Source organism: Candidatus Pelagibacter sp. PS_37 (assembly GCF_059417825.1).
In genome coordinates this window covers 497206-521561 of record NZ_CM182067.1, presented here as the reverse complement: position 1 = coordinate 521561, position 24356 = coordinate 497206, and the positions used below count along the sequence as shown (strand labels likewise).

General features: G+C 36.6%; 2 protein-coding genes. Both read right to left on the bottom strand.

Going from position 1 to position 24356, the window contains the following annotated elements:
• Positions 1-3 precede the first annotated feature (3 nt).
• Positions 4-24126: a cadherin-like domain-containing protein gene (locus tag AC5SL9_RS02665; RefSeq protein WP_494574313.1), complete on the bottom strand. Its 24123-nt coding sequence runs from the start codon at positions 24124-24126 to the stop codon at positions 4-6.
• Positions 24123-24350: a hypothetical protein gene (locus AC5SL9_RS02660; protein ID WP_011282048.1), complete on the bottom strand. Its 228-nt coding sequence runs from the start codon at positions 24348-24350 to the stop codon at positions 24123-24125. The genes AC5SL9_RS02665 and AC5SL9_RS02660 overlap by 4 nt, the downstream gene beginning before the upstream one ends.
• Positions 24351-24356 lie beyond the last annotated feature (6 nt).

Sequence of the window (24356 nt, the reverse complement as noted above, 5' to 3'; positions counted from 1 at the left end):
ATTTTATAGTCTATTAATAAGGTCATTACCATAATCTTCCCAATCATTAAATTCTTTATCTAATTGGTCGCTTAAAGTAACAAATTTATTATTTTCACCCCCATCAAAATTTTGGGATACATTTTGCTCTTGTAAATCAATTTCTAAATCTTTTACAATAATTTTTCCATCCTGCTCAATAATAAGTTTTAATTCTAATTGAGAAACATCTTCAGGTGGATTTTCTGCAATAATTTGACCCGTTACAGGATCATACTCAAGCCAGTCAGGTACTTCGGTTCCATCTTTAAGAACAAGTTTAGTATTATTAAAATTACCCTTTAGCTCATTGGGTAAATCTATAATTAAATCATTTCCAATATTTAAAGGTTTAAGTTGAAAAATTGTTTCTGGTTTAAACGTTTCAATAATTTCATTGATATCTGCTTGATTGTTAAAATTTAATGTTTTGTTAAATGATCTTTCAACTAATCCATCTTCATTTTGTTTTACAATATTAACCGTACCGTCTTCATTAACAGTAATTGAAGAATTTGTTCTTTTTGCTTGTTTGATAATTTTTCTATCTTGTTTTATTTTTTCAGGATCAATTTCAACTGCAATTTCTCGAGTTTCATTGTTTTTATCCGTTGCAATAATCATAATTTCAACTTTATCTACACCTTCTGGAATATTTGTGGTTGTTTGACCTGTTTTAGGATTAATTTTAATCCACTCAGGTAATGCAGAACCATCACTCATTTTTCCATCAAATTTAACAATCTCATTGTCGGCTTCATTCATGACACCAAATTTCAATTTTAAACCTTCTTGTTTGTCTTTAATTTTAAGGTTTGAAAGTTCTCCTTCTGAAATTTGAAGAGAGTCTGTTTCGGCAACTAAATCAACTAATTTGAGACCTTGGGAATAATCTGTTTTTCTTGCGGTTTGTTCAAATTCAAAATTATTTAAATCAAATTCTGTTGATTGATTTAGTTCTGTGAAAGTATTTTCAACTTGAACTCTTGCTTCCATTTTAGATTGATTTCTAATAATTCTTTCAGCTTTCTTTTCTCTAATTTCTTTAACAACACCACCACCATTTTGTAATTTTAATACAATTGAACTTGTATCCGTAACACCGCTGCCATCTCTAACTGTATAATTAAAATATTCATAAACTATTTCACCTGGATCCAATGTATCTTTTAAACCTTCATTAACTATATATGTGTAGCTACCATTTGAGTTCATTATCAAAGAACCATAAGTTCCAATTAATGCCTCCCCTAATGTTCCAGCAGTACCTGAGCCTTCAGTTGATCCTGTTCTTATCTCGGTTACTATTGATGTATCATTTGAATCTGGATCAGTATCGTTAGTTAACACATCTTTTTCAGAGTCATTTGTGACTGTTAAAGTTGAAGTTGCTGCTATATCAATTGTATTACTATCATTAACACCAACTGGGGCATCATTAGCACCTGTAACCGTTATAGTAAGTTGTCCTGTATCTGTTCCACCATTACCGTCAGAGACTGTATATGTAAAATAATCTATTCCAGTTTCTCCACTACCTAAAACATCATTAGGCGTATAACTATATGTTCCATCTGAATTAATTGTTAAAGATCCATAAGTACCAGTTAAAGGTGTAGCTATTGCTCCAAATGTTCCAGAGCCAGACTCTGTTCCTGTTCTTATGCCTGATATTTCTAATGTATCTCCCTCTGTATCTGTGTCGCCATAGAGAATATCTGAAGTCCCGTCTGTGACTGTTGTAGTAGTGCCTTCTGTTGCGGTATTCGTTTCATTATCAGCAACTGGATTATCATTTATAGCGGTTACGTTAATTGTCATAGTGTAACTTGAAGCACTATCTGCATCGCCATCATTTACAGAGAAACCAATTGTTGTATAAGGAGATCCATTTTCATCTGCAGTAGGATTTAATCTTAAATAACTATTTGAGATATCTGTTGCAGTTATTACTTGATTTAAGGTTACATCTACCCAGTTTGATCCATTGTAATACTGCAACGCACCAGCGTCTTCTAATGTTGTAATTTTTACACTTACTAATGCATCGTCATCATCTGCATCTGTGTAGCCAAAATCAGATGTTGAAAATACATATGGTGTATCCTCTTCTGTTGAAACTGTATTGTTTGATGCTGTTGGCACATCATTAACACCAGTTACTGTAAAGATTAATGTTGCAGTGTCTGTCGCATTACTATCTGAAACTGTGTAAGTGAAACTATCTGTTGCAGTATCTGAGGCATCTAAATCGTCTGACGCTGATTGATCTGCAACGTAAGTGTATGTTCCGTTAGCTCCTATTTTTAATGTTCCATAAGTTCCAGTAACTGAGGTAAAATTGCTGTTATAAGTACTACTTCCAGCAACTGAACTATTGGATCCACCTGTTACTGCAATTTGAGTTACTGTTAAAGTGTCACTATCAGCATCCGTATCTCCATGTAAAACATCTGAAGTTCCATCGGTGACTGTGACCGTTGCATCTTCATTCACTGAATTAATTTCGTTGTCAGCTACTGGAGCATCATTTGTATTGATTACATTAACGGTCAATGTATACGAAGATGAACTGTCCGCATCTCCATCATTTACAGAAAAACCAATTGTTGTATAGGGTGAGCCTGTTTCATTTTCAGTAGGATTTAATCTTAAATAATTATTTGAGATATCGGTTGCTGTTATTACTTGATTTAAGGTTACATCTACCCAAGCGCTACCATTATAATATTGTAATGCACCAGCATCTTCTAATGTTGTAATTTTTATACTTACTAATGCATCATCATCATCTGCATCTGTGTAGCCAAAATCAGAAGTTGAAAATACGTAAGGGGTATCCTCTTGTGTTGAAACTGTATTGTTTGATGCTGTTGGAATGTCATTAATTCCAGTTACTGTAAAGATTAATGTTGCAGTGTCTGTTGCTGTTCCATCCGATATTGTATAAGTGAAACTATCTGTTGCAGTATCTGAAGCATCTAAATCGTCTGAAGCACTTTGATCCGCAACGTAAGTGTATGTTCCATCAGCACCAACAGTAAGTGTACCGTATGTACCTGTAACTTGAGTCCCACTTGAATTATAAGAACTTGAGCTTGCAACTGAACTGTTTGATCCACCTGTTACTGCAATTTGAGTTACGGTAAAACTATCATCATCATCAGCATCACTATCATCATCCATTAATAAACTTGATCCTGAACTTCTTGTAACTGTCGCATCTTCGTTAACAGCATCAGTATCATTGACTGCAACTGGAGCATCATTGATACCTGTCACTGTTATTGTAATTGTTGCAGTATCCGTTGCCGTTCCATCTGAAACTGTATAAGTAAAACTATCTGTTACTTGGTCGTTTAAATCTAAATCATCAGCAGCACTTTGATCGGCTACATATGTATATGTTCCATCACTTGCTAAAGTTAAAGTTCCATAAGTACCAGTTAAACCAGAACCAATTGAGCCTGCAGTTCCACTTCCGCCTTCCGCTCCAGTTCTAATTGCTGAAACTGTTAGAGATGCGCTGTCATCTGCATCCGTATCTCCATGTAAAACATCTGAAGTTCCATCTGTGACTGTAAGTGTTGCATCTTCATTTACTGAATTTGTTTCATTATCCGCAACTGGAGCATCGTTAATTCCTGTCACTGTAAAGATTAATGTTGCAGTGTCAGTAGCTGTTCCGTCTGAAACTGTATAAGTGAAACTATCTGTTGCAGTATCTGAAGCATCTAAATCATCAGCAGCACTTTGATCTGCAACGTAAGTGTATGTTCCATCAGCACCAACTTTTAATGTTCCATAAGTTCCAGTAATTGAAGTAAAATTGCTATTATAAGAACTTGAGCTTGCAACTGAAGAATTAGAAGCTCCTGTTACTGCAATTTGAGTTACGGTAAAACTATCATCATCATCAGCATCAGCATCACTATCATCTGCCATTAATAAATTATCACCTGAAGTTCTGGTAACTGTTGCATCTTCGTTAACAGCATCAGTATCATTGACTGCAACGGGAGCATCGTTCACTCCGGTCACTGTTATTGTAATTGTTGCAGTATCGGTTGCTGTTCCATCTGATAGTGTATAGGTAAAGACATCTGTTGCAGTGTCTGAAGCATCTAAATCATCAGCAGCACTTTGATCTGCTACATATGTATATGTTCCATCAGCACCCACTGTTAAAGCACCATAAGTTCCAGTAATTGATTGACCATTTAAATAAGTGGTGCTCGATGTAACGCTTTCTGTGTTTCCATTTGTATGAGCAACGTTAGTTAAAGTTAAAGTATCTGATGAATCTGGATCTGTATCATTGTCATCTATTACTCCACTTGATGCAGATGAAATGGTTGTAGTAGCATCTTCATTAACACTAGCTGTATCATCAGTAGCTGTTGGAGTATCATTAACTGCTGTTACATTTACCGTAATAGTATTAGGTGTTGAACTACTTGCATCCCCATCATTTACTGTAAAATTAAAAGTAGTGTAAGGAGATCCATTCTCATCTGCAGTAGGATTTAATCTTAATTTATTAGCAGCAATGTCTGTTGCTGTTATCACCTGATTTAAAGTTACATCTACCCAAGCGCTACCATTATAATATTGTAATGCACCAGCATCTTCTAAAGTTGTAATTTTTACACTTACTAATGCATCATCATCATCTGCATCTGTGTATCCAAAATCTGATGCTGAAAATACATAAGAGGTATCTTCGTTTGTAGTAACTGCATTATCAGATGCAGTTGGCACATCATTAACACCAGTTACTGTAAAGATTAATGTTGCAGTGTCTGTCGCTGTTCCATCTGAAACTGTGTAAGTGAAACTATCTGTTGCAGTGTCTGAAGCATCTAAATCATCAGCAGCACTTTGATCGGCTACATATGTATAAGTACCATCAGCACCAACAGTAAGTGTACCGTATGTACCTGTAACTTGAGTCCCACTTGAATTATAAGAACTTGAGCTTGCAACTGAACTGTTTGATCCACCTGTTACTGCAATTTGAGTTACTGTAAATGCATCATCATCATCAGCATCACTATCATCTGCCATTAATAAACTTGAGCCTGAACTTCTGGTTACTGTGGCATCTTCATTTAATGCATCAGTATCGTTGACTGCAACGGGAGCATCATTGATACCTGTCACTGTAAAGATTAAAGTAGCTGTATCCGTAGCTGTTCCATCTGAAACTGTATAAGTAAAACTATCTGTTGCAGTATCACTTGCATCTAAATCGTCTGACGCTGATTGATCTGCAACGTAAGTATAAGTACCATCAGCACCAACTTTTAATGTTCCATAAGTTCCAGTAATTGAAGTAAAATTACTATTGTAAGAACTTGAGCTTGCAACTGAACTGTTTGATCCACCTGTTAGTGCAATTTGTGTAACAGTAAAACTATCATCATCATCAGCATCACTATCATCTGCCATTAATAAACTTGAGCCTGAAGTTTGTGTTACTGTTGCGTCCTCATTAACTACATCGCTATCGTTAACTGCTACAGGAGCATCATTAATTCCTGTAACTGTAAAGATTAATGTTGCAGTGTCTGTCGCTGTTCCATCTGAAACTGTATAAGTAAAACTATCTGTTGCAGTATCTGAGGCATCTAAATCATCAGCTGCACTTTGATCTGCAACGTAAGTGTAAGTACCATCAGCACCTATAGTTAAAGTACCATATGTACCCGTTACTGATCTACCATTAGAATTATATGAACTTGAACTTGCAACTGAACTATTTGATCCACCTGTTACTGCAATTTGAGTTACTGTTAAGGTATCACCACTATCAACATCAGTATCTCCATGTAAAACATCTGAGGTTCCATCAGTCACAGTTACTGTTGCATCTTCATTAACTGAATTAGTTTCGTTGTCAGCTACTGGTGCATCGTTAACTGCTGTTACATTGACTGTAATTGTATTAGCTGAGGCACTATCTGCATCGCCATCATTTACTGTAAAATCAAAACTAGTGTAAGAAGATCCATTCTCATCTGCAGTAGGATTTAATCTTAATTTATTAGCAGCAATGTCTGTTGCGGTTATCACTTGATTTAAAGTTACATCTACCCAAGCACTACCATTATTATATTGTAAAGCACCTGCATCTTCTAATCCTGTAATTTTTACACTTACTAACGCATCATCGTCATCTGCATCTGTGTAGCCAAAATCTGATGCTGAAAATACATAAGGAGTATCTTCGTTTGTAGTTACAGTTTTATCTGCAGCTTCTGGTACATCATTAACACCAGTTACTGTAAAGATTAATGTTGCAGTGTCTGTCGCTGTTCCATCTGAAACTGTGTAAGTGAAACTATCTGTTGCAGTGTCTGAAGCATCTAAATCATCAGCAGCACTTTGATCGGCTACATATGTATATGTTCCATCTGCACCAACTTTTAATGTTCCATAAGTTCCAGTAACTGAGGTAAAATTATTGTTATAAGTACTACTTCCAGCAACTGAACTATTGGATCCATCTGTTACTGCAATTTGAGTTACTGTAAATGCATCATCATCATCAGCATCACTATCATCATCCATTAATAAACTTGAACCTGAACTTCTGGTTACTGTGGCATCTTCATTAACAGCATCAGTATCATTGACTGCAACTGGAGCATCGTTAATTCCTGTCACTGTAAAGATTAATGTTGCAGTGTCTGTTGCCGTTCCATCCGATATTGTATATGTAAAACTATCTGTTACTTGGTCGTTTAAATCTAAATCATCAGCAGCACTTTGATCTGCTTCATATGTATATGATCCGTCAGCTCCAACAACTAGAGTACCGTATGTTCCAGTTACTGAAGTTCCATTAGAATAAGTAGTGCTTGAGTTTACACTTGAATTTGATCCACCTGTTACTGCAATTTGTGTAACAGTAAAACTATCATCATCATCAGCATCACTATCATCTGCCATTAATAAATTATCACCTGAACTTCTGGTAACTGTTGCATCTTCATTTAATGCATCAGTATCGTTGACTGCAACGGGAGCATCATTGATACCTGTCACTGTAAAGATTAATGTTGCAGTGTCTGTTGTTGTTCCGTCTGAAACTGTGTAAGTGAAACTATCTGTTGCAGTATCATTTAAATCTAAATCATCTGCAGCACTTTGATCGGCTACATATGTATAAGTACCATTTGCGCCAATAACCAGTGTACCATAAGTTCCCGTTACAGAAGTTCCATTAGAATAAGTAGTACTTGAAGTAACACTTGAGTTTGAACTTCCAGTAACAGCTATTTGTGTAACTGTTAAAGATGAAACTGTATCATCACCATCTACATCTGTATCGTTATCTTGTGTAACTCCACTTGAAGCTGAGGAAACTGTCAAGGTTGCGTCTTCATTTACTGAACCAGTATCGTTATTAGCAACGGGAGCATCGTTTGCTCCAAGAATTGTAATTGTAATTACTCCAATATCTGTTGCTGTTCCATCTGATAATGTATAATTAAATGAGTCTGTGACTGAGTCACCTGCATCTAATGCATCCGCTGCATCTTGATTGGCTACATAAGAATAAGAACCATCTGCTGCAATGGTTAATTGACCATACGTTCCCGTTAAAGCAGATCCAATGGATCCTGCTGTTCCTGAACCTTCACTTGAGCCTACTCTAATTGCAGTAACAGTTAGAGATGCACTATCATCAGCATCACTATCTGTATGAGAACTTGAACTAGTATCAACAATATCACCAGAGTGTTCACCTGTTGCATCATAACTTCCTGATAAATTGGCATTAGCACCATTTGAAACTGTTAAAGTTCCATCTTCGACAATAACTCCTACATCATTTTGTGCAACTGGAGCGTCATTAATTCCGGTTACTGTAAAGATTAATGTTGCAGTGTCTGTTGCTGTTCCATCCGATATTGTATATGTGAAACTATCTGTTACTTGGTCGTTTAAATCTAAATCATCAGCAGCATTTTGATCAGCTACATATGTATATGTTCCATTAGCACCAACAGTAAGTGTACCATAAGTTCCTGTTACTGTTTCTGGTGAACCAGAATTATAAGTACTATTTGCAGTAACTGCGTTATCAGAGCTACCAGTAACTGCTATTTGAGTTACTGTGAAACTATCATCATCATCAGCATCGCTGTCATCAGCCATTAATAAATTATCACCTGAAGTTCTGGTAACTGTTGCATCTTCGTTAACTGCATCAGTATCGTTGACTGCAACTGGAGCATCGTTAATTCCTGTTACTGTAAAGATTAATGTTGCAGTGTCTGTCGCTGTTCCATCTGAAACTGTATAAGTAAAACTATCAGTTGCAGTATCTGAGGCATCTAAATCATCAGACGCTGATTGATCAGCTACATAAGTATATGTTCCATTAGCACCTATTTTTAATGTTCCATAAGTTCCAGTAACTGAAGTAAAATTGCTGTTATAAGCACTGCTTCCAGCAACTGAACTATTTGATCCACCTGTTACTGCAATTTGAGTTACTGTTAAGGTATCACCACTATCTGCATCCGTATCTCCATGTAAAACATCAGACGTTCCATCTGTGACTGTGACTGTTGCATCTTCATTAACTGAATTAGTTTCATTATCTGCAACAGGTGCGTTATTTACATTTGTAACATTTACCGTAATTGTATTTGGAGTTGCGCTATCTGCATCCCCATCATTTACTGTAAAATTAAAAGTAGTGTAAGGCGAACCATTTTCATTAGTAGCTGGATTTAATCTCAACTTATTAGCAGCAATGTCTGTTGCTGTTATTACTTGATTTAAAGTTACATCTACCCAGTTTGATCCATTATTATATTGTAATGCACCAGCATCTTCTAAAGTTGTAATTTTTACACTTACTAACGCATCATCATCATCTACATCTGTATATCCAAAGTCAGAAGTTGAAAATACATAAGCTGTATCCTCATTTGTAGTTACAGTTTTATCTGCAGCTTCTGGTACATCATTAACACCAGTTACTGTAAAGATTAATGTTGCAGTGTCAGTAGTATCACCATCTGAAATTGTGTAAGTGAAACTATCTGTTGCAGTGTCTGAAGCATCTAAATCATCAGCTGCACTTTGATCGGCTACATATGTATAAGTACCATCAGCTCCAACAGTAAGTGTACCATAAGTTCCTGTTACCGTTTCTGGTGAACCAGAATTATAAGTACTGCTTGCAGTAACTGCGTTATTAGATCCACCCGTTACTGCTATTTGTGTAACTGTAAATGCATCATCATTATCAGCATCACTATCATCATCCATTAATAAACTTGAACCTGAACTTCTGGTAACTGTCGCATCTTCGTTAACAGCATCAGTATCATCAACTGCAACTGGAGCATCGTTAATTCCTGTAACCGTAAAGATTAAAGTAGCTGTATCAGTGGCATCACCATCCGATATTGTATAAGTGAAACTATCTGTTGCAGTATCATTTAAATCTAAATCGTCTGACGCTGATTGATCTGCTACATATGTGTATGTTCCATCAGCACCCACTTTTAATGTTCCATAAGTTCCAGTAATTGAAGTAAAATTGCTATTATAAGAACTTGAGCTTGCAACTGAAGAATTAGAAGCTCCTGTTACTGCAATTTGTGTAACGGTAAAACTATCATCATCATCAGCATCACTATCATCTGCCATTAATAAATTATCACCTGAAGTTCTGGTAACTGTGGCATCTTCGTTAACAGCATCAGTATCATTGACTGCAGCTGGAGCATCATTCACTCCAGTCACTGTTATTGTAATTGTTGCAGTATCGGTTGCGGTTCCATCTGATAGTGTATAGGTAAAGACATCTGTTGCAGTATCTGAAGCATCTAAATCATCTGCAGCACTTTGATCAGCTGCATAAGTATAAGTTCCATCCGCTGCTAAAGTTAATGTACCATAATAACCTACGACAGCATTTGTTCCTGCTGTTCCACTGTTTCCGTTTGCAGATGATGCATTTCCACCACTTTGATTTGTAGCTGATGTATGAGAATAAGTTGTAACTGTTAAAGTATCACCACTATCGACATCAGTATCACCATGTAAAACATCTGAGGCTCCATCAGTTACAGTGACCGTTGCATCTTCATTCACTGAATTAGTTTCGTTGTCAGCTACTGGAGCATCATTAACAGCAGTAACGTTTACCGTAATTGTATTTGGAGTTGCGCTATCTGCATCACCATCATTTACAGAAAAACCAATTGTTGTATAAGGAGATCCATTCTCATCTGCAGTAGGATTTAATCTTAATTTATTAGCAGCAATGTCTGTTGCTGTTATCACCTGATTTAAAGTTACATCTACCCAAGCGCTACCATTATAATATTGTAAAGCACCTGCATCTTCTAATGTTGTAATTTTCACACTTACTAATGCATCGTCATCATCTGCGTCTGTGTATCCAAAATCTGATGCTGAAAATACATAAGGAGTATCTTCGTTTGTAGTTACAGTTTTATCTGCAGCTTCTGGTACATCATTAACACCAGTTACTGTAAAGATTAATGTTGCAGTGTCTGTCGCTGTTCCATCCGATATTGTATAAGTGAAACTATCTGTTGCAGTGTCTGAAGCATCTAAATCATCAGCAGCACTTTGATCTGCAACGTAAGTGTATGTTCCATCAGCACCCACTTTTAATGTTCCATAAGTTCCAGTAATTGAAGTAAAATTGCTATTATAAGAACTTGAGCTTGCAACTGAAGAATTAGAAGCTCCTGTTACTGCAATTTGTGTAACGGTAAAACTATCATCATCATCAGCATCACTATCATCTGCCATTAATAAATTATCACCTGAAGTTCTGGTAACTGTTGCATCTTCGTTAACAGCATCAGTATCATTGACTGCAGCTGGAGCATCGTTAATTCCTGTAACCGTAAAGATTAAAGTAGCTGTATCAGTGGCATCACCATCCGATATTGTGTAAGTGAAACTATCTGTTGCAGTGTCTGAAGCATCTAAATCATCAGCTGCACTTTGATCGGCTACATATGTATAAGTACCATCAGCTCCAACAGTAAGTGTACCGTAAGTTCCTGTTACCGTTTCTGGTGAACCAGAATTATAAGTACTGCTTGCAGTAACTGCGTTATTAGATCCACCCGTTACTGCTATTTGTGTAACTGTAAATGCATCATCATTATCAGCATCACTATCATCATCCATTAATAAACTTGAACCTGAACTTCTGGTAACTGTCGCATCTTCGTTAACAGCATCAGTATCATCAACTGCAACTGGAGCATCATTGATACCTGTCACTGTTATTGTAATTGTTGCAGTATCCGTTGCGGTTCCATCTGATAGTGTGTAGGTAAAAACATCTGTTGCAGTGTCTGAAGCATCTAAATCATCTGCAGCACTTTGATCGGCTACATATGTATATGTTCCATCACTTGCTAAAGTTAAAGTTCCATAAGTACCGGTTAAACCAGAGCCAATTGAGCCTGAGGTTCCACTTCCATCTTCAGCCCCAGTTCTAATTGCTGAAACTGTTAAAGATGCACTATCATCAGCATCCGTATCTCCATGTAAAACATCTGAAGTTCCATCGGTGACTGTTAATGTTGCATCTTCATTTACTGCCCCTGTTTCATTATCTGCAACTGGTGCGTCATTGATCCCTGTAACTGTTATTGTGATTGTTGCAGTGTCTGTTGCTGTTCCATCACTTAATGTATAATTAAATACATCAGTTACCTGATCACTTGCATCAAGGTCATCTGCTGCATCTTGGTTTGCAACATATGAATAGGATCCATTTGCATTTAAAGTTAATTGACCATACGTTCCTGTTAAAGCTTGACCTACAGTTCCTGCATTTCCACTACCTTCTACCCCACCAATTCTTACAGCAGACACCACTAAACTTGCGCTATCATCAGCATCGGTATCATTATTATCAATGATATCTCCTGAACCATTGCTAACTGACAAAGTAGCATCTTCATTAACTGAACCAGCATCATTTGTTGCAACTGGAGCATCATTGATACCTGTCACTGTAATAGTTAAATTTGCTGTAGCACCATCTGCCGTATAGACAAATACATCTGTTACTACGTCATTTAAATCTAAATCATCAGCAGCACTTTGATCGGCTGTATAAGTATAAGAACCATCCGCACCAATTACTAAAGTACCATAAATACCCGTAACAGAAGTTCCGTTAGATGTATAAGTACTACTACTAGCAACTGTTGAATTTGATCCACCATCTTTTTTAATATGGGTGACTACTAAACCATTAGTATCAGCAGCATCATCATTTAATACATCGTCTTGAGAACCAGTTTTAGTAATTGTTGCATCTTCATTAACACTATCCGTGTCATCTGTTAAAGAAATTGAACTTGCAACGGTAAAAGTAATGCTACCTACGTCATAGGCAAATGATCCAGAAGCAGTTTCATCATCACGAGTTGTAAATGTAAAAATGTCTGTTGCAGTTGCACCGTACGCGATATTATTTGTTGAACTTGCTGTATAAGTATAAGTACCGTCTGCTGCAATATTTAAAGAACCATAGGTTCCAGATACCGCTGAACCAACTCCAGTATTATTTGTAACAATTGTATTATTTGAACTTTCATTTCCAGATGCAACACCGGTTACCACTAAAACACTGTCATTATCATCACTATCAGCAACTATAGTGTGGATATCCGCACTTGATGTTGTGGCTCCAGCTGCAACGGTTCCTGCAACTGTTGCATCCGTTACATTGGGTGCAGCATTAACCGATATAGTCATTGTGTAAGGTGATGAACTGTAATCTGTTCCATCGTGAACTTTAAAACCAAACGTTGGATTACTTTCAGAGTTTGCAACTGGGGTAAATCTTAATCTATTATTACTAATATCTGTTGCTGAAATTTCTTGGTTCAATGTAACATCTGCCCAAGATGATCCATTATTGTATTCTAAAGCACCCGCACTTTCTAATGTAGTAATTTTAACTTTTGATAAACTGCCACTTGTATCATCGTCAGCGAAGTTAAAATCGCTTACTGCAAATACTTTTGTAATATTGAGTGGAGTTCTATCCCCTGCTGTAGATGCTTGATTATTTTCATTGATATTAACAGTTCCATTTGAAGCCGTTGGTGCATCATTGATACCAGTTACTGTAATTATTAATGTAGCTGTATCAAACCATGTATTATCTGATACGGTATAAGTAAAACTATCTGTCACAGTATCACTTGCATCTAGCGCATCAGCTGCTGCTTGATCTGCAACATAAGTATAAGATCCATCAGCTCCAACTTTTAATGTTCCATAAGTTCCAGTAACTGTTGTAAAATTACTATTATAAGTACTACTTCCAGCAACAGAACTATTTGATCCACCTGTGACTTTAATTTGTGTAACTGTAAGAGATGAACTATCATCTGCATCTGTATCATCAGCAACTAATAATTCTGATCCTGAGCTTTCAGTTATAGTTGCATCTTCATTTACAGCATCTGTATCATTAACTGCAACTGGTACATCATTGATACCAGTTACTGTAATTATTAATGTTGCTGTAGATGTTGCTGTTCCATCTGAGACTGTATAAGTAAAACTATCTGTCACATTATCACCAACATCTAGTGCATCCGCTGCAGCTTGATCTGCAACATAAGTATAAGATCCATCAGCACCAACTTTTAATGTTCCATAAGTTCCAGTAACTGTTGTAAAATTACTATTATAAGTACTACTTCCAGCAACAGAACTATTTGATCCACCTGTGACTTTAATTTGTGTAACTGTAAGAGATGAGCTATCATCTGCATCTGAATCATCTGCAACTAATAATTCTGATCCTGAGCTTTCAGTTATAGTTGCATCTTCGTTAACACTATCTGTATCATTAACTCCAATTGGGTCATCGTTCACTCCTGTAACAGTAATTGTAATATTGGCAGTATCTGTTCCACCATTTCCATCTGAAACTGTATAAGTAAATACATCTGTAACAGTGTCGCTTGCATCTAATGCATCCGCTGCATCTTGATCAGCTACATAAGTATAAGTTCCATTAGCACCAATGACTAATGTCCCATAAGTTCCTGTAACCGAAGTTCCGTTGCTATGATTGGTTCCTCCACTAACTGAACTATTTGATCCACCATCTTTTTTAATTTGAGTAATAACCAATGATGATGCGCTATCATCGGCGTCCGCATCTGTATCATTATCTTGAGTTACACCACTTGATGCTGTTGAAACTGTTAAAGTTGCATCTTCATTAACTGACCCTGTGTCATTTGTAGCTGAAGGTGCATCATTAACACCTGTGACTGTAATAGTTAAATTTGCAGTATCTGTTCCACCATTGCCGTCTGAAATAGTATAAGTAAATACATCTGTAACAGTGTCGCTTGCATCTAAAGCATCAGCTGCAGCTTGATCCGCAACATATGTATAAGTTCCATCAGCTCCAACCGTTAATGTTCCATAGGTTCCTGTGACTGATGTTCCGCTTGAATTATATGAGCTTCCTCCAGATACGGATGAATTACTTCCACCATCTTTTTTAATTTGAGTAACCGTTAAACTATCACCATCAGCATCTGAATCATCTGCATTTAATAAACCTGAACCTGAGCTTTGAGTAACTGTTGCATCTTCATTAACACTATCAGTATCTGCAACAGCTGAAGGAGCATTGTTACTACTATTAACTGTAATTGTTAAAGTAGCTGTATGTGTTGCTGTTCCATCTGATAATGTGTAAGTAAAAACATCGGTTCCAGTACTTGAATCTGCAATGTATTGATAAGTACCGTCTGCACCAACTCTCAAAGTTCCCTTGCTACCAGTAACTGATGTGTAACCTGAATTATAAGCAGTTCCTGGATTAACAGCAGTTGCACTTCCACTTGCTGTGGTTGCAACAATACTCGATACACTTAATGAAGCACTAGCATCTGCATCCGTATCCCCATGTAAAAGATCTGAAGTACCATCAGTGACTGTTAAAGTTTGACTTATATCAACTGAACCTGTTTCAGCATCTGCAACAGGCGTATCATTAATTCCATTAACAGTAATAGTTAAAACTGCCATATCCGTTTCACCTTGTCCATCTGAAACTGTATAATTAAAAGTATCAGTAACCACATCCCCTGGATCCAATGCATCCGCTGCATCTTGATTTGCAACATAAGTATATGATCCATTTGCAGCAATTGTTAATTGACCATACGTTCCTGTTAAAGCTGAACCAATAGATCCTGCTGTGCCTGAACCTTCTGAAGACCCTACTCTAATTGCTGTAACGGTTAGTGTATCGCTGTCAGGGTCTGTATCATAATTAGCAGTTGAACTTGTATTAATGACATCTCCTGAATGTTCGCCGCTAACATTTACTACATTAAAAGGTGAAGCTAGATTCCATTCTTTAATTTTTGCTGGATCACTACTACCATTAAAACTAAAGAATTTTGATCCATCATTGTTAAAAGTGATAAATTGAGTAGGGACTCCATTACCAGCAGAACCAGTAGTTTCACCAGTTTCAAAATAGGTGCTCGTGTCGTTAAAGTCAGCATTTGTACTTGCAGTCTTAGGATCATAAGCAGTTGACAATGACCACTCTACTATTTTTGCTGTAGAACCAGAATTTACTCTTTGATGAACTGTAAATAACTTTGTGCCATCGTTATTATATTGCATACCAGTAATAGAGGAGTATGAACCATAGTTTGAGATACCGTAAGAGTTATGATGTGCATACCAAGATGTGTCAGTTCTTGTAGCAGATGAAGTATCAAAAGAAGTACTTAAAGTATATTCGTATATAGCCGCCATTCTACTAACAAATATCTTTGAACCATCGTCATTAAAAAGAAATGAGTAAAAATAATCACTCCCACTCCCTATCTGAAGGGAATTACCCGCTGTTACAGTGCTGGTAATATCGTAAGGGGTGCTTAAAGTGTATTGATAGATATAATCTGTCCCATAACTTCTCTCATAAAGAACAAAAAGCTTTGTTCCATCGTTATTAAATCTCATATCTTCGTTGTCCATAGACCTTGTGCCTCCAACAGTAATATAATCACTACTTGAAACTGAAGCAGTCGATACATCAAAAGGAGTTGACAATGTGTATTGAAAAAGGGCTTTATCTCCAGAGTAACCATGAGCATATCCTAATGTGTACATTTTTGTTCCATCAGGATTAAAAAGTAATGCGTTAATATCAGCTTGAGTAGTAGGAGGATTTAAGTTTGAACCTGCAATAGTAAGGCTATCGCTATCATCGTAAGATGCTGAAGCAACACTTGTTAAATTATCACCATCTGCAACAGTTAACGTAGCATCTTCATTTACAGTACCTGTATCATTTCTTGCAGTTAGATCTTGGCTAGCAATAACATTAATTGTAAGGGTTGCAGTAGATGTAGCGGTGCCATCAGATACGATATAAGTAAAGACATCTGTTATATTTGAGTCCCCTGCATCAAGGCCTGATATATTTGAGTTTGCAACATAAGAGTAAGACCCATTAGAGTTAATTGTTAAAGTACCATAAGAACCTGAAACTGTTTCTGAGTTACTTGAAAAAGTTGTTTGTGCATTTCCACTTGCTGTCGTTGCGGTGATACTGGTGATTGTTGCAGTTGAGCTTGCATCTGCATCGGTATCATTATCGGTCATGTCTCCAGTATGATTACCGGTGCTTGTTCCAGAACTAGCAGCCGCACTATTTGCAACAGTTAAAGTTCCACCTTCTTTAATGTAACCTGTATCATTAACTGCAGTTGGATCATCGTTTGCTCCAAGAATTGTAATTGTAATTACTCCAATATCTGTTGCTGTTCCATCTGATAATGTGTAATTGAAAGTATCCGTAACCGAGTCGCCTACATCTAATGCATCCGCTGCAGCTTGATTGGCTACATAAGAATAAGAACCGTTTGCTGCAATGGTTAATTGACCATAAGTACCTGTTAAAGCTGAACCAATAGATCCTGCTGTTCCTGAACCTTCACTTGAGCCTACTCTAATTGCAGTGACTGTTAGAGATGCGCTAGCATCTGCATCACTATCTGTATGTGATGATGAACTAGTATCAATTACATCACCAGAATGTTCACCTGTTGCATCATAACTTCCTGATAAATTGGCATTAGCACCATTTGCAACTGTTAAAGTTCCATCTTCAACAATAACTCCAACATCATTTTGTGCAACTGGAGCATCGTTAATTCCATTAACAGTAATAGTTAAAACTGCAATATCGGTTTCACCTTGCCCATCTGAAACTGTATAGTTAAATGTATCAGTGACTACATCACCTGGATCCAATGCATCCGCTGCATCTTGATTTGCAACATAAGTATATGATCCATTTGCAGCAATTGTTAATTGACCATATGTTCCTGTTAAAGCTGAACCAATAGATCCTGCAGTACCAGATCCCTCACTTGAACCTGTTCGAATAGCTGTAACGGTTAGTGTATCGCTGTCAGGGTCTGTATCATAATTATCTGTTGAACTTGTGTTAATGACATCTCCTGAATGTGAGCCATTAACATCTTTTAATTCATACGGAGACTCTATGTCGTAAGTATATATAGTTCCATTACCAGATCTGGCTAAAAATACTTGAGAACCATCAGGTTTAAATTCGAAGCCATTTACATAATTCATATCATGAAGTAACTCTTTTTTTAAAGTAGCACCAGTTAGATCAAAACCAGTTGAAAGATCATATTGAAAAAGTTTTTTTGTTGGTTCACTTGATACAAACATCTTAGTGCCATCATCATTAAATTCTATGCCTTTTACATTATTACCAACGTCTGATGAAACATCTAAAGTATCTACAAGATTAAAAGTACTGGAAAGATCAAAACCTACAGAAAGAGAATATTCTCTAATTCCACCATCTGTATTTCCTAAAAATAGTTTTGTTCCATCACTATTAAAAGAATGTCCTGTTGGGTAAGAAGAACTAAAACTAAAAGGTCCTCTATTGCTTTCCAAACTCAAAGTTGATAGATCGTAAGCAGTTGTAAGTGAATATTCGTAAATACGATAACTAGAGTCTCCATTTACTATAAACAATTTTTTCCCATCATTATTAAATGATAAACTCCATGCTGTAGTATAAGTACTTCCTAAATAATCAGCTTGATGAGTTGCTGTGCTTGTGTCGTATGCCGTTGATAAAGTATAATATCCAACATCATCACCATTAGCACCAATAGTAAACATCTTCGTTCCATCATTATTGAATGTAATGTCTCTTGGATACGATTCTTGAGAATTAATACTTGTTGTTCTTACTAAAGAGAGTGCTGTAGCACTATTTGCATCAAGATCATCACTGACAGTAAGGGTGGCATCTTCATTGACTGTTCCTGTATCATTTCTTGCAGTTAGATCTTGGCTAGCAATAACATTAATTGTAAGGGTTGCAGTAGATGTAGCGGTGCCATCAGATACGATATAAGTAAAGACATCTGTTATATTTGCATCCCCTGCATCAAGGCCTGATATATTTGAGTTTGCAGCATAAGAGTAAGAACCATTGGAGTTAATTGTTAAAGTACCGTACTGACCTGTAACCGTTTCAGAGTCACTTGAAAAAGTTGTTTGTGCACTTCCACTTGCTGTGGTGGCTGTAATACTTGTGATTGTTGCAGTTGAGCTTGCATCATCATCGGTATCATTATCGGTCATGTCTCCAGTATGATTACCAGTACTTGTTCCAGAGTTAGCAGCAGCACTATTTGCAACAGTTAAAGTTCCACCTTCTTTTATGTAACCTGTATCATTAACTGCAGCAGGATTATCATTGATACCAGTAACTGTGATAGTTAAAGTGGCTGTTGCTCCATCTGCAGTATAAGTAAATACATCTGTTACTTGATCATTTAAATCTAATGCATCCGCTGCAGTTTGATCAGCTGTATAAGTATAAGTTCCATCCGCTCCAATTTTTAAAGTTCCATAAGTTCCAACAACACTACCAGGCTCTCCACTAGAGTCTGTGTATGTAGAACCAGACTCAATGGTATCTGCATTTCCATTTGTATGAGAAATATTTGTTACCACTAAACCATTAGTATCAGCAGCGTCATCTGAAATAACTGTACCTGCTGAATTTGTTGAATGAGTAACTGTTCCATCTTCAGCAACAGCATCTGTATCAGCTACTAAAGAAATTGAACTTGCAACGGTGAACGTAATAGTACCTACATCGTAGGCAAATGATCCAGAAGCAGTTTCATCATCACGAGTTGTAAATGTAAAAATGTCTGTTGCAGTTGAACCGTAGGAAATGTTATTTGTTGAACTTGCTGTATAAGTATAAGTACCGTTTGCTGCAATATTTAAAGAACCATAGGTTCCAGATACTGCTGAACCAACTCCAGTATTATTTGTAACAATTGTATTATTTGAACTTTCATTTCCAGATGCAACACCGGTTACCACTAAAACACTATCATTATCATCGCTGTCAGCAACGCCGTCATGAACATCGCCAGAACTGGTTCCACCTGCAGCAACTGTTGATCCAACGGTTGCATCTGTAACATTGGGTGCAGCATTAACAGATACTGTCATTGTGTAAGCTGATGAACTGTAATCTGTTCCATCATGAACTTTGAAACCAAACGTTGGATTACTTTCAGAGTTTGCAACTGGGGTAAATCTTAATCTATTATTACTAATATCTGTTGCTGAAATTTCTTGGTTCAATGTAACATCTGCCCAAGATGATCCATTATTGTATTCTAAAGCACCCGCACTTTCTAATGTAGTAATTTTAACTTTTGATAAACTTCCACTTGTATCATCGTCAGCGAAGTTAAAATCGCTTACTGCAAATACTTTTGTAATATTGAGTGGAGTTCTATCCCCTGCTGTAGATGCTTGATTATTTTCATTGATATTAACAGTTCCATTTGAAGCCGTTGGTGCATCGTTAATACCAATAACTCTAATTGTAAGAATAGATATATCAGTTCCACTATTTCCGTCTGAAACGGTATAATTAAAACTATCATATACAACATCCCCTGCATCTAATGCATCTGCTGCATCTTGATTGGCTACATAAGTATAAGAGCCATCTGCTGCAATGGTTAATTGACCGTATGTTCCTGTTAAAGCTGAGCCAATAGATCCTGCTGTACCTGAACCCTCAACTGAACCAGTTCTAATTGCACTAATGGTTAGTGAATGACCGTCTGCATCTGTATCAGAAGTATCAGTGTTACTTGAGTCAATAACATCTCCTGAATGTTCACCTGAAATATCTATTAAATTATAAGGACTAGCTAAATTATATTCATGAACTTTATCTGAATCATAACCCAACATAAACATTTTAGATCCATCGTTATTAAACCTTAAACTAAAAGTGTTTCCGTCTTGTGATGACGTATCGTATTCGCCATGATATGTTGCTGTAGAAACATCAAAAGCAGTAGATAATTCATATTCCGTAATATCATCACCCGTACCTCCGGTAATAAATAATCTTGTTCCGTCGCTATTAAATTCAATGTCTCTAGGATTAGTTTCATAAGACGATGTATTTAACCTTTCACTATCACCTGCATACGTAGCTGAAGATGAAGATATATCAAATGCTGTTGATAGAGAATATTCTTCAATTCGTTGACTATCAAATCCAGTTACGAATAATTTTGTTCCATCATTATTAAAACGAATTCCACAAGGTCTATTGTCTACAACAGATAAACTAACGTTATCGTATGTTCCTGATGAAATATCGTAAGCTGTACCTAAACTATATTGAAAAACTGCATCAGCTGTGTTAGCACCAGTGAAATACAACTTAGTTCCATCATTATTAAAAGTTATACCAAAAATTTCGGCATCTCTTGCTGAGACATCTAAAGAATCTACATAAGAAGCTGACGATACATCAAATGCTGATGTTAAAGTGTATTCATGAATATCATCATTATCATTTCCTGCATGAAACATTTTTAAACCATCTTTGCTAAAAGCAAGTCCAGCAGCTTTATTTTCTTGAACACTAATACTCTCAGCATCATCTGCACTATATGAGGTTGCAGCAGTTGTAATACTGTTAGCATTATCACCATCTGCAACAGTTAACGTTCCATCTTCATTTACTGTTCCTATATCATTACGTCCTATTGGATCAGTATTAGATAAAGTAATAGTTAAAGTAGCAGTATCAGTAGCTGTCCCATCAGATAAAGTATAAGTAAAAACATCCGTTCCAGCACTTGAACCTGCAACGTATGTATACGTTCCATCCGCTGCTAGAGTTAAAGTTCCATAAGTACCCGCTAAACCTGAACCAATTGAGCCAGCAGTTCCACTTCCCCCTTCTGCTCCAGTTCTAATTGCTGAAACTGTTAAAGATGCACTTGCATCTGCATCCGTGTCTCCAAATAAAAGATCTGAAGATCCATCGGTGACTGTTAAAGTATTGCCTACAGCAACTGATCCAGTTTCATTATCTGCAACTGGTGCATCGTTAGCACCATGAATAGTTATTGTGATTGTAGCAATATCTGTTCCACCGTTTCCATCTGAAACTGTATAATTAAAAACATCAGTTACAGTATCACCAACATCTAAAGCATCAGCTACTGATTGATTAGCTATGTATGTATAAGACCCATTTTCTGCAATAGTTAATTGACCGTATGTTCCTGTTAAAGCTGAACCAACGGATCCTGCTGTACCTACTCCTTCAGTAGACCCTACTCTAATTCCTGTAATAGTTAGTGTATCACTATTTGCATCAGTGTCTTGGTGTGTACCGCTTGATGTTTGAAGAACATCTCCTGAATGTTCACCTGCAGCATCATAAGATCCTGAGACATTTGCGTTATCTCCATTATCAACTTGTAAAGTTCCATCTTCAGCTACATGACCAACGTCATTTCTTGCAACGGGAGCTGAATTACTAACAGCATTAACAGTAATGGTTAAAGTAGCAGTATCAGTAGCTGTCCCATCAGATAAAGTATAAGTAAAAACATCCGTTCCAGCACTTGAACCTGCAACGTATGTATACGTTCCATCCGCTGCTAGAGTTAAAGTTCCATAAGTACCCGCTAAACCTGAACCAATTGAGCCAGCAGTTCCACTTCCCCCTTCAGCTCCAGTTCTAATTGCTGAAACTGTTAAAGATGCACTATCATCTACATCGGTATCACCAAATAAAAGATCTGAAGATCCATCGGTGACTGTTAAAGTTTGATTAGTATCAACTGAACCTGTTTCGTTATCTGCAACTGGTACATCATTTACACCCGTAATCGTAATTGTGATTGTTGCAGTATCCGTTGCGGTTCCATCCGATACTGTATAGGTAAATACATCTGTTGCAGTATCACTTGCATCGAGCGTATCAGTGATATTTTGATCGGCTGCATAGGTATAAGTTCCATCTGCTGCTAAAGTTAATGTACCATAATAACCTACAACAGCACTTGATCCTGCTGTTCCGCTATTACCGTTTCCTGATGATGCACTTCCGCCACTTTCATTAGTAGCTGATGTATGAGAATAAGTTGTGACCGTTAAAGTATCACCACTATCAGCATCAGTGTCACCATGTAAAACATCTGAAGTTCCATCGGTAACAGTTAATGTTGCATCTTCATTAACAGCTCCCGTTTCATTATCTGCTACAGGATCATTGTTTATTTGTTTAACTAAAATACGAATGTAGTCACCAGCTGCTGTGTTGCTATTTTTGGCTCCAAATTGTAAACGATTATTTGTTCCACTTCCATAATCTGAAACTGAAACCCAATCAGCACCATTACTGTTTGTCATAGAACTACTTAAGGAACTTTTATAAGAATTGAAAAAATTGGTATAAGTAGAATTGGTTGTAGACTTACCTTCCATAATTCTAGCACCGTCCGTATCAGAAGAATTACTATTTCCTCCGCTACTTCCCATCGCATAAACAAAATTAGAACTATGATAAGTAACACCATCTACAGTTGATGCTCGCGTATATGGTTGATCAAATAGTATTCCAACTATTTCGCCATCAAATACAACTTCACCAGCAGAAGACGGAGACCTTTTGTTGGTATTATGGACAAGCATCATTAAATATGAATTTACTGATATATTGCTAGAGGCATCTACATCAATTCCACCATTCATATATGCATATGTGTAATTTCCAGAGTCATTTAACTTGTCGCTTGTATCAACATTGACATCCGAAATATGTTTACCTGATGAAACTGAAACATTCTGTTTTTCAATAGCTAAACCAAAATCAGAACCAATTGATGAATAAGCTCCTGAATTTCCAAGACCTACATTACCAGAGCTCATCATTGTTACATTGCTATCAATATGAGTAACTCCTGAGTTTGCTATAACCCCTGAGGTAGATAGTGATCCTAATGAGTGATCGTAATTTTCAACTCTTAGTTCTTTTACATCAATAAAACCTTCTTCTTTTTCTAAATCCCAGTCTCCACCTTTACCAGTAAGGTCATCTGACGCTGCAATATCTGCTTTGGTAATCTCTGAGATTTTTTTAATTAAAATTTCACCTTGTTCAGTGGATGCAACATTACAACCATAAAATAAAATATCTCCACTTGTGGTTAACGATTGACCAATGGATGCTAAAGTTGATTGGTAATTAGTGATGGTATCGTTATTTAAAAAAGCATTACCAAATAAAATTTCTCCAGCACTACCGTGACCAATGATGTGCAAACCATCAATATCTTTTCGATCATTTAAAATTTCACTAATTCTTTTAAATCCATCTTCATTGGAGTTGATTAAATAAAACTCAGTGTTTTCTTTAAATGAATTAATAATGGTTTCATAATCAGAGACAGCACTATCAATGAAAACTACATTTTTTTTGTTTTGGTCTCTTGCAGTGTTTGCAAAAGGAACTTCATTGTTGTCTTTAGTGGTATCGATTATTTTAGAGTTTTTTTTTATCTCTTCTTGATTGCGTTCATCAATTAAATCTAAAAAGGTTGAGGCCCCTGCTCCATCGAGCATTATCCTCTGCTCAAGGGCTTCTATAAATATTTTCTGTTTCTTTTTAGGTTTTTGGGTCAATTGGTTCTTCGTCTAATTTTACCAGTTATTGTTTGTCCTGGTTTTGCAATTGATTTATTGGGTGTCTTTCTAATACCTCCAATTTTACCTGTTATAGTTTGTCCTGCTCTTGCTTTAACCACACGAGGTAATTTATGTGTTTTAGGTGCATTCAATATGTTTCCTGAAACTTTTTTTTTATTCGAGGCAACTTTAACCTTAATATTCTTTGTAATTTTCTTCATTAGATC

Bases quoted from the DNA above. Each gene is read 5' to 3' on its own strand.
- AC5SL9_RS02660 (WP_011282048.1), bottom strand. From the start codon at position 24,350: ATGAAGAAAATTACAAAGAATATTAAGGTTAAAGTTGCCTCGAATAAA.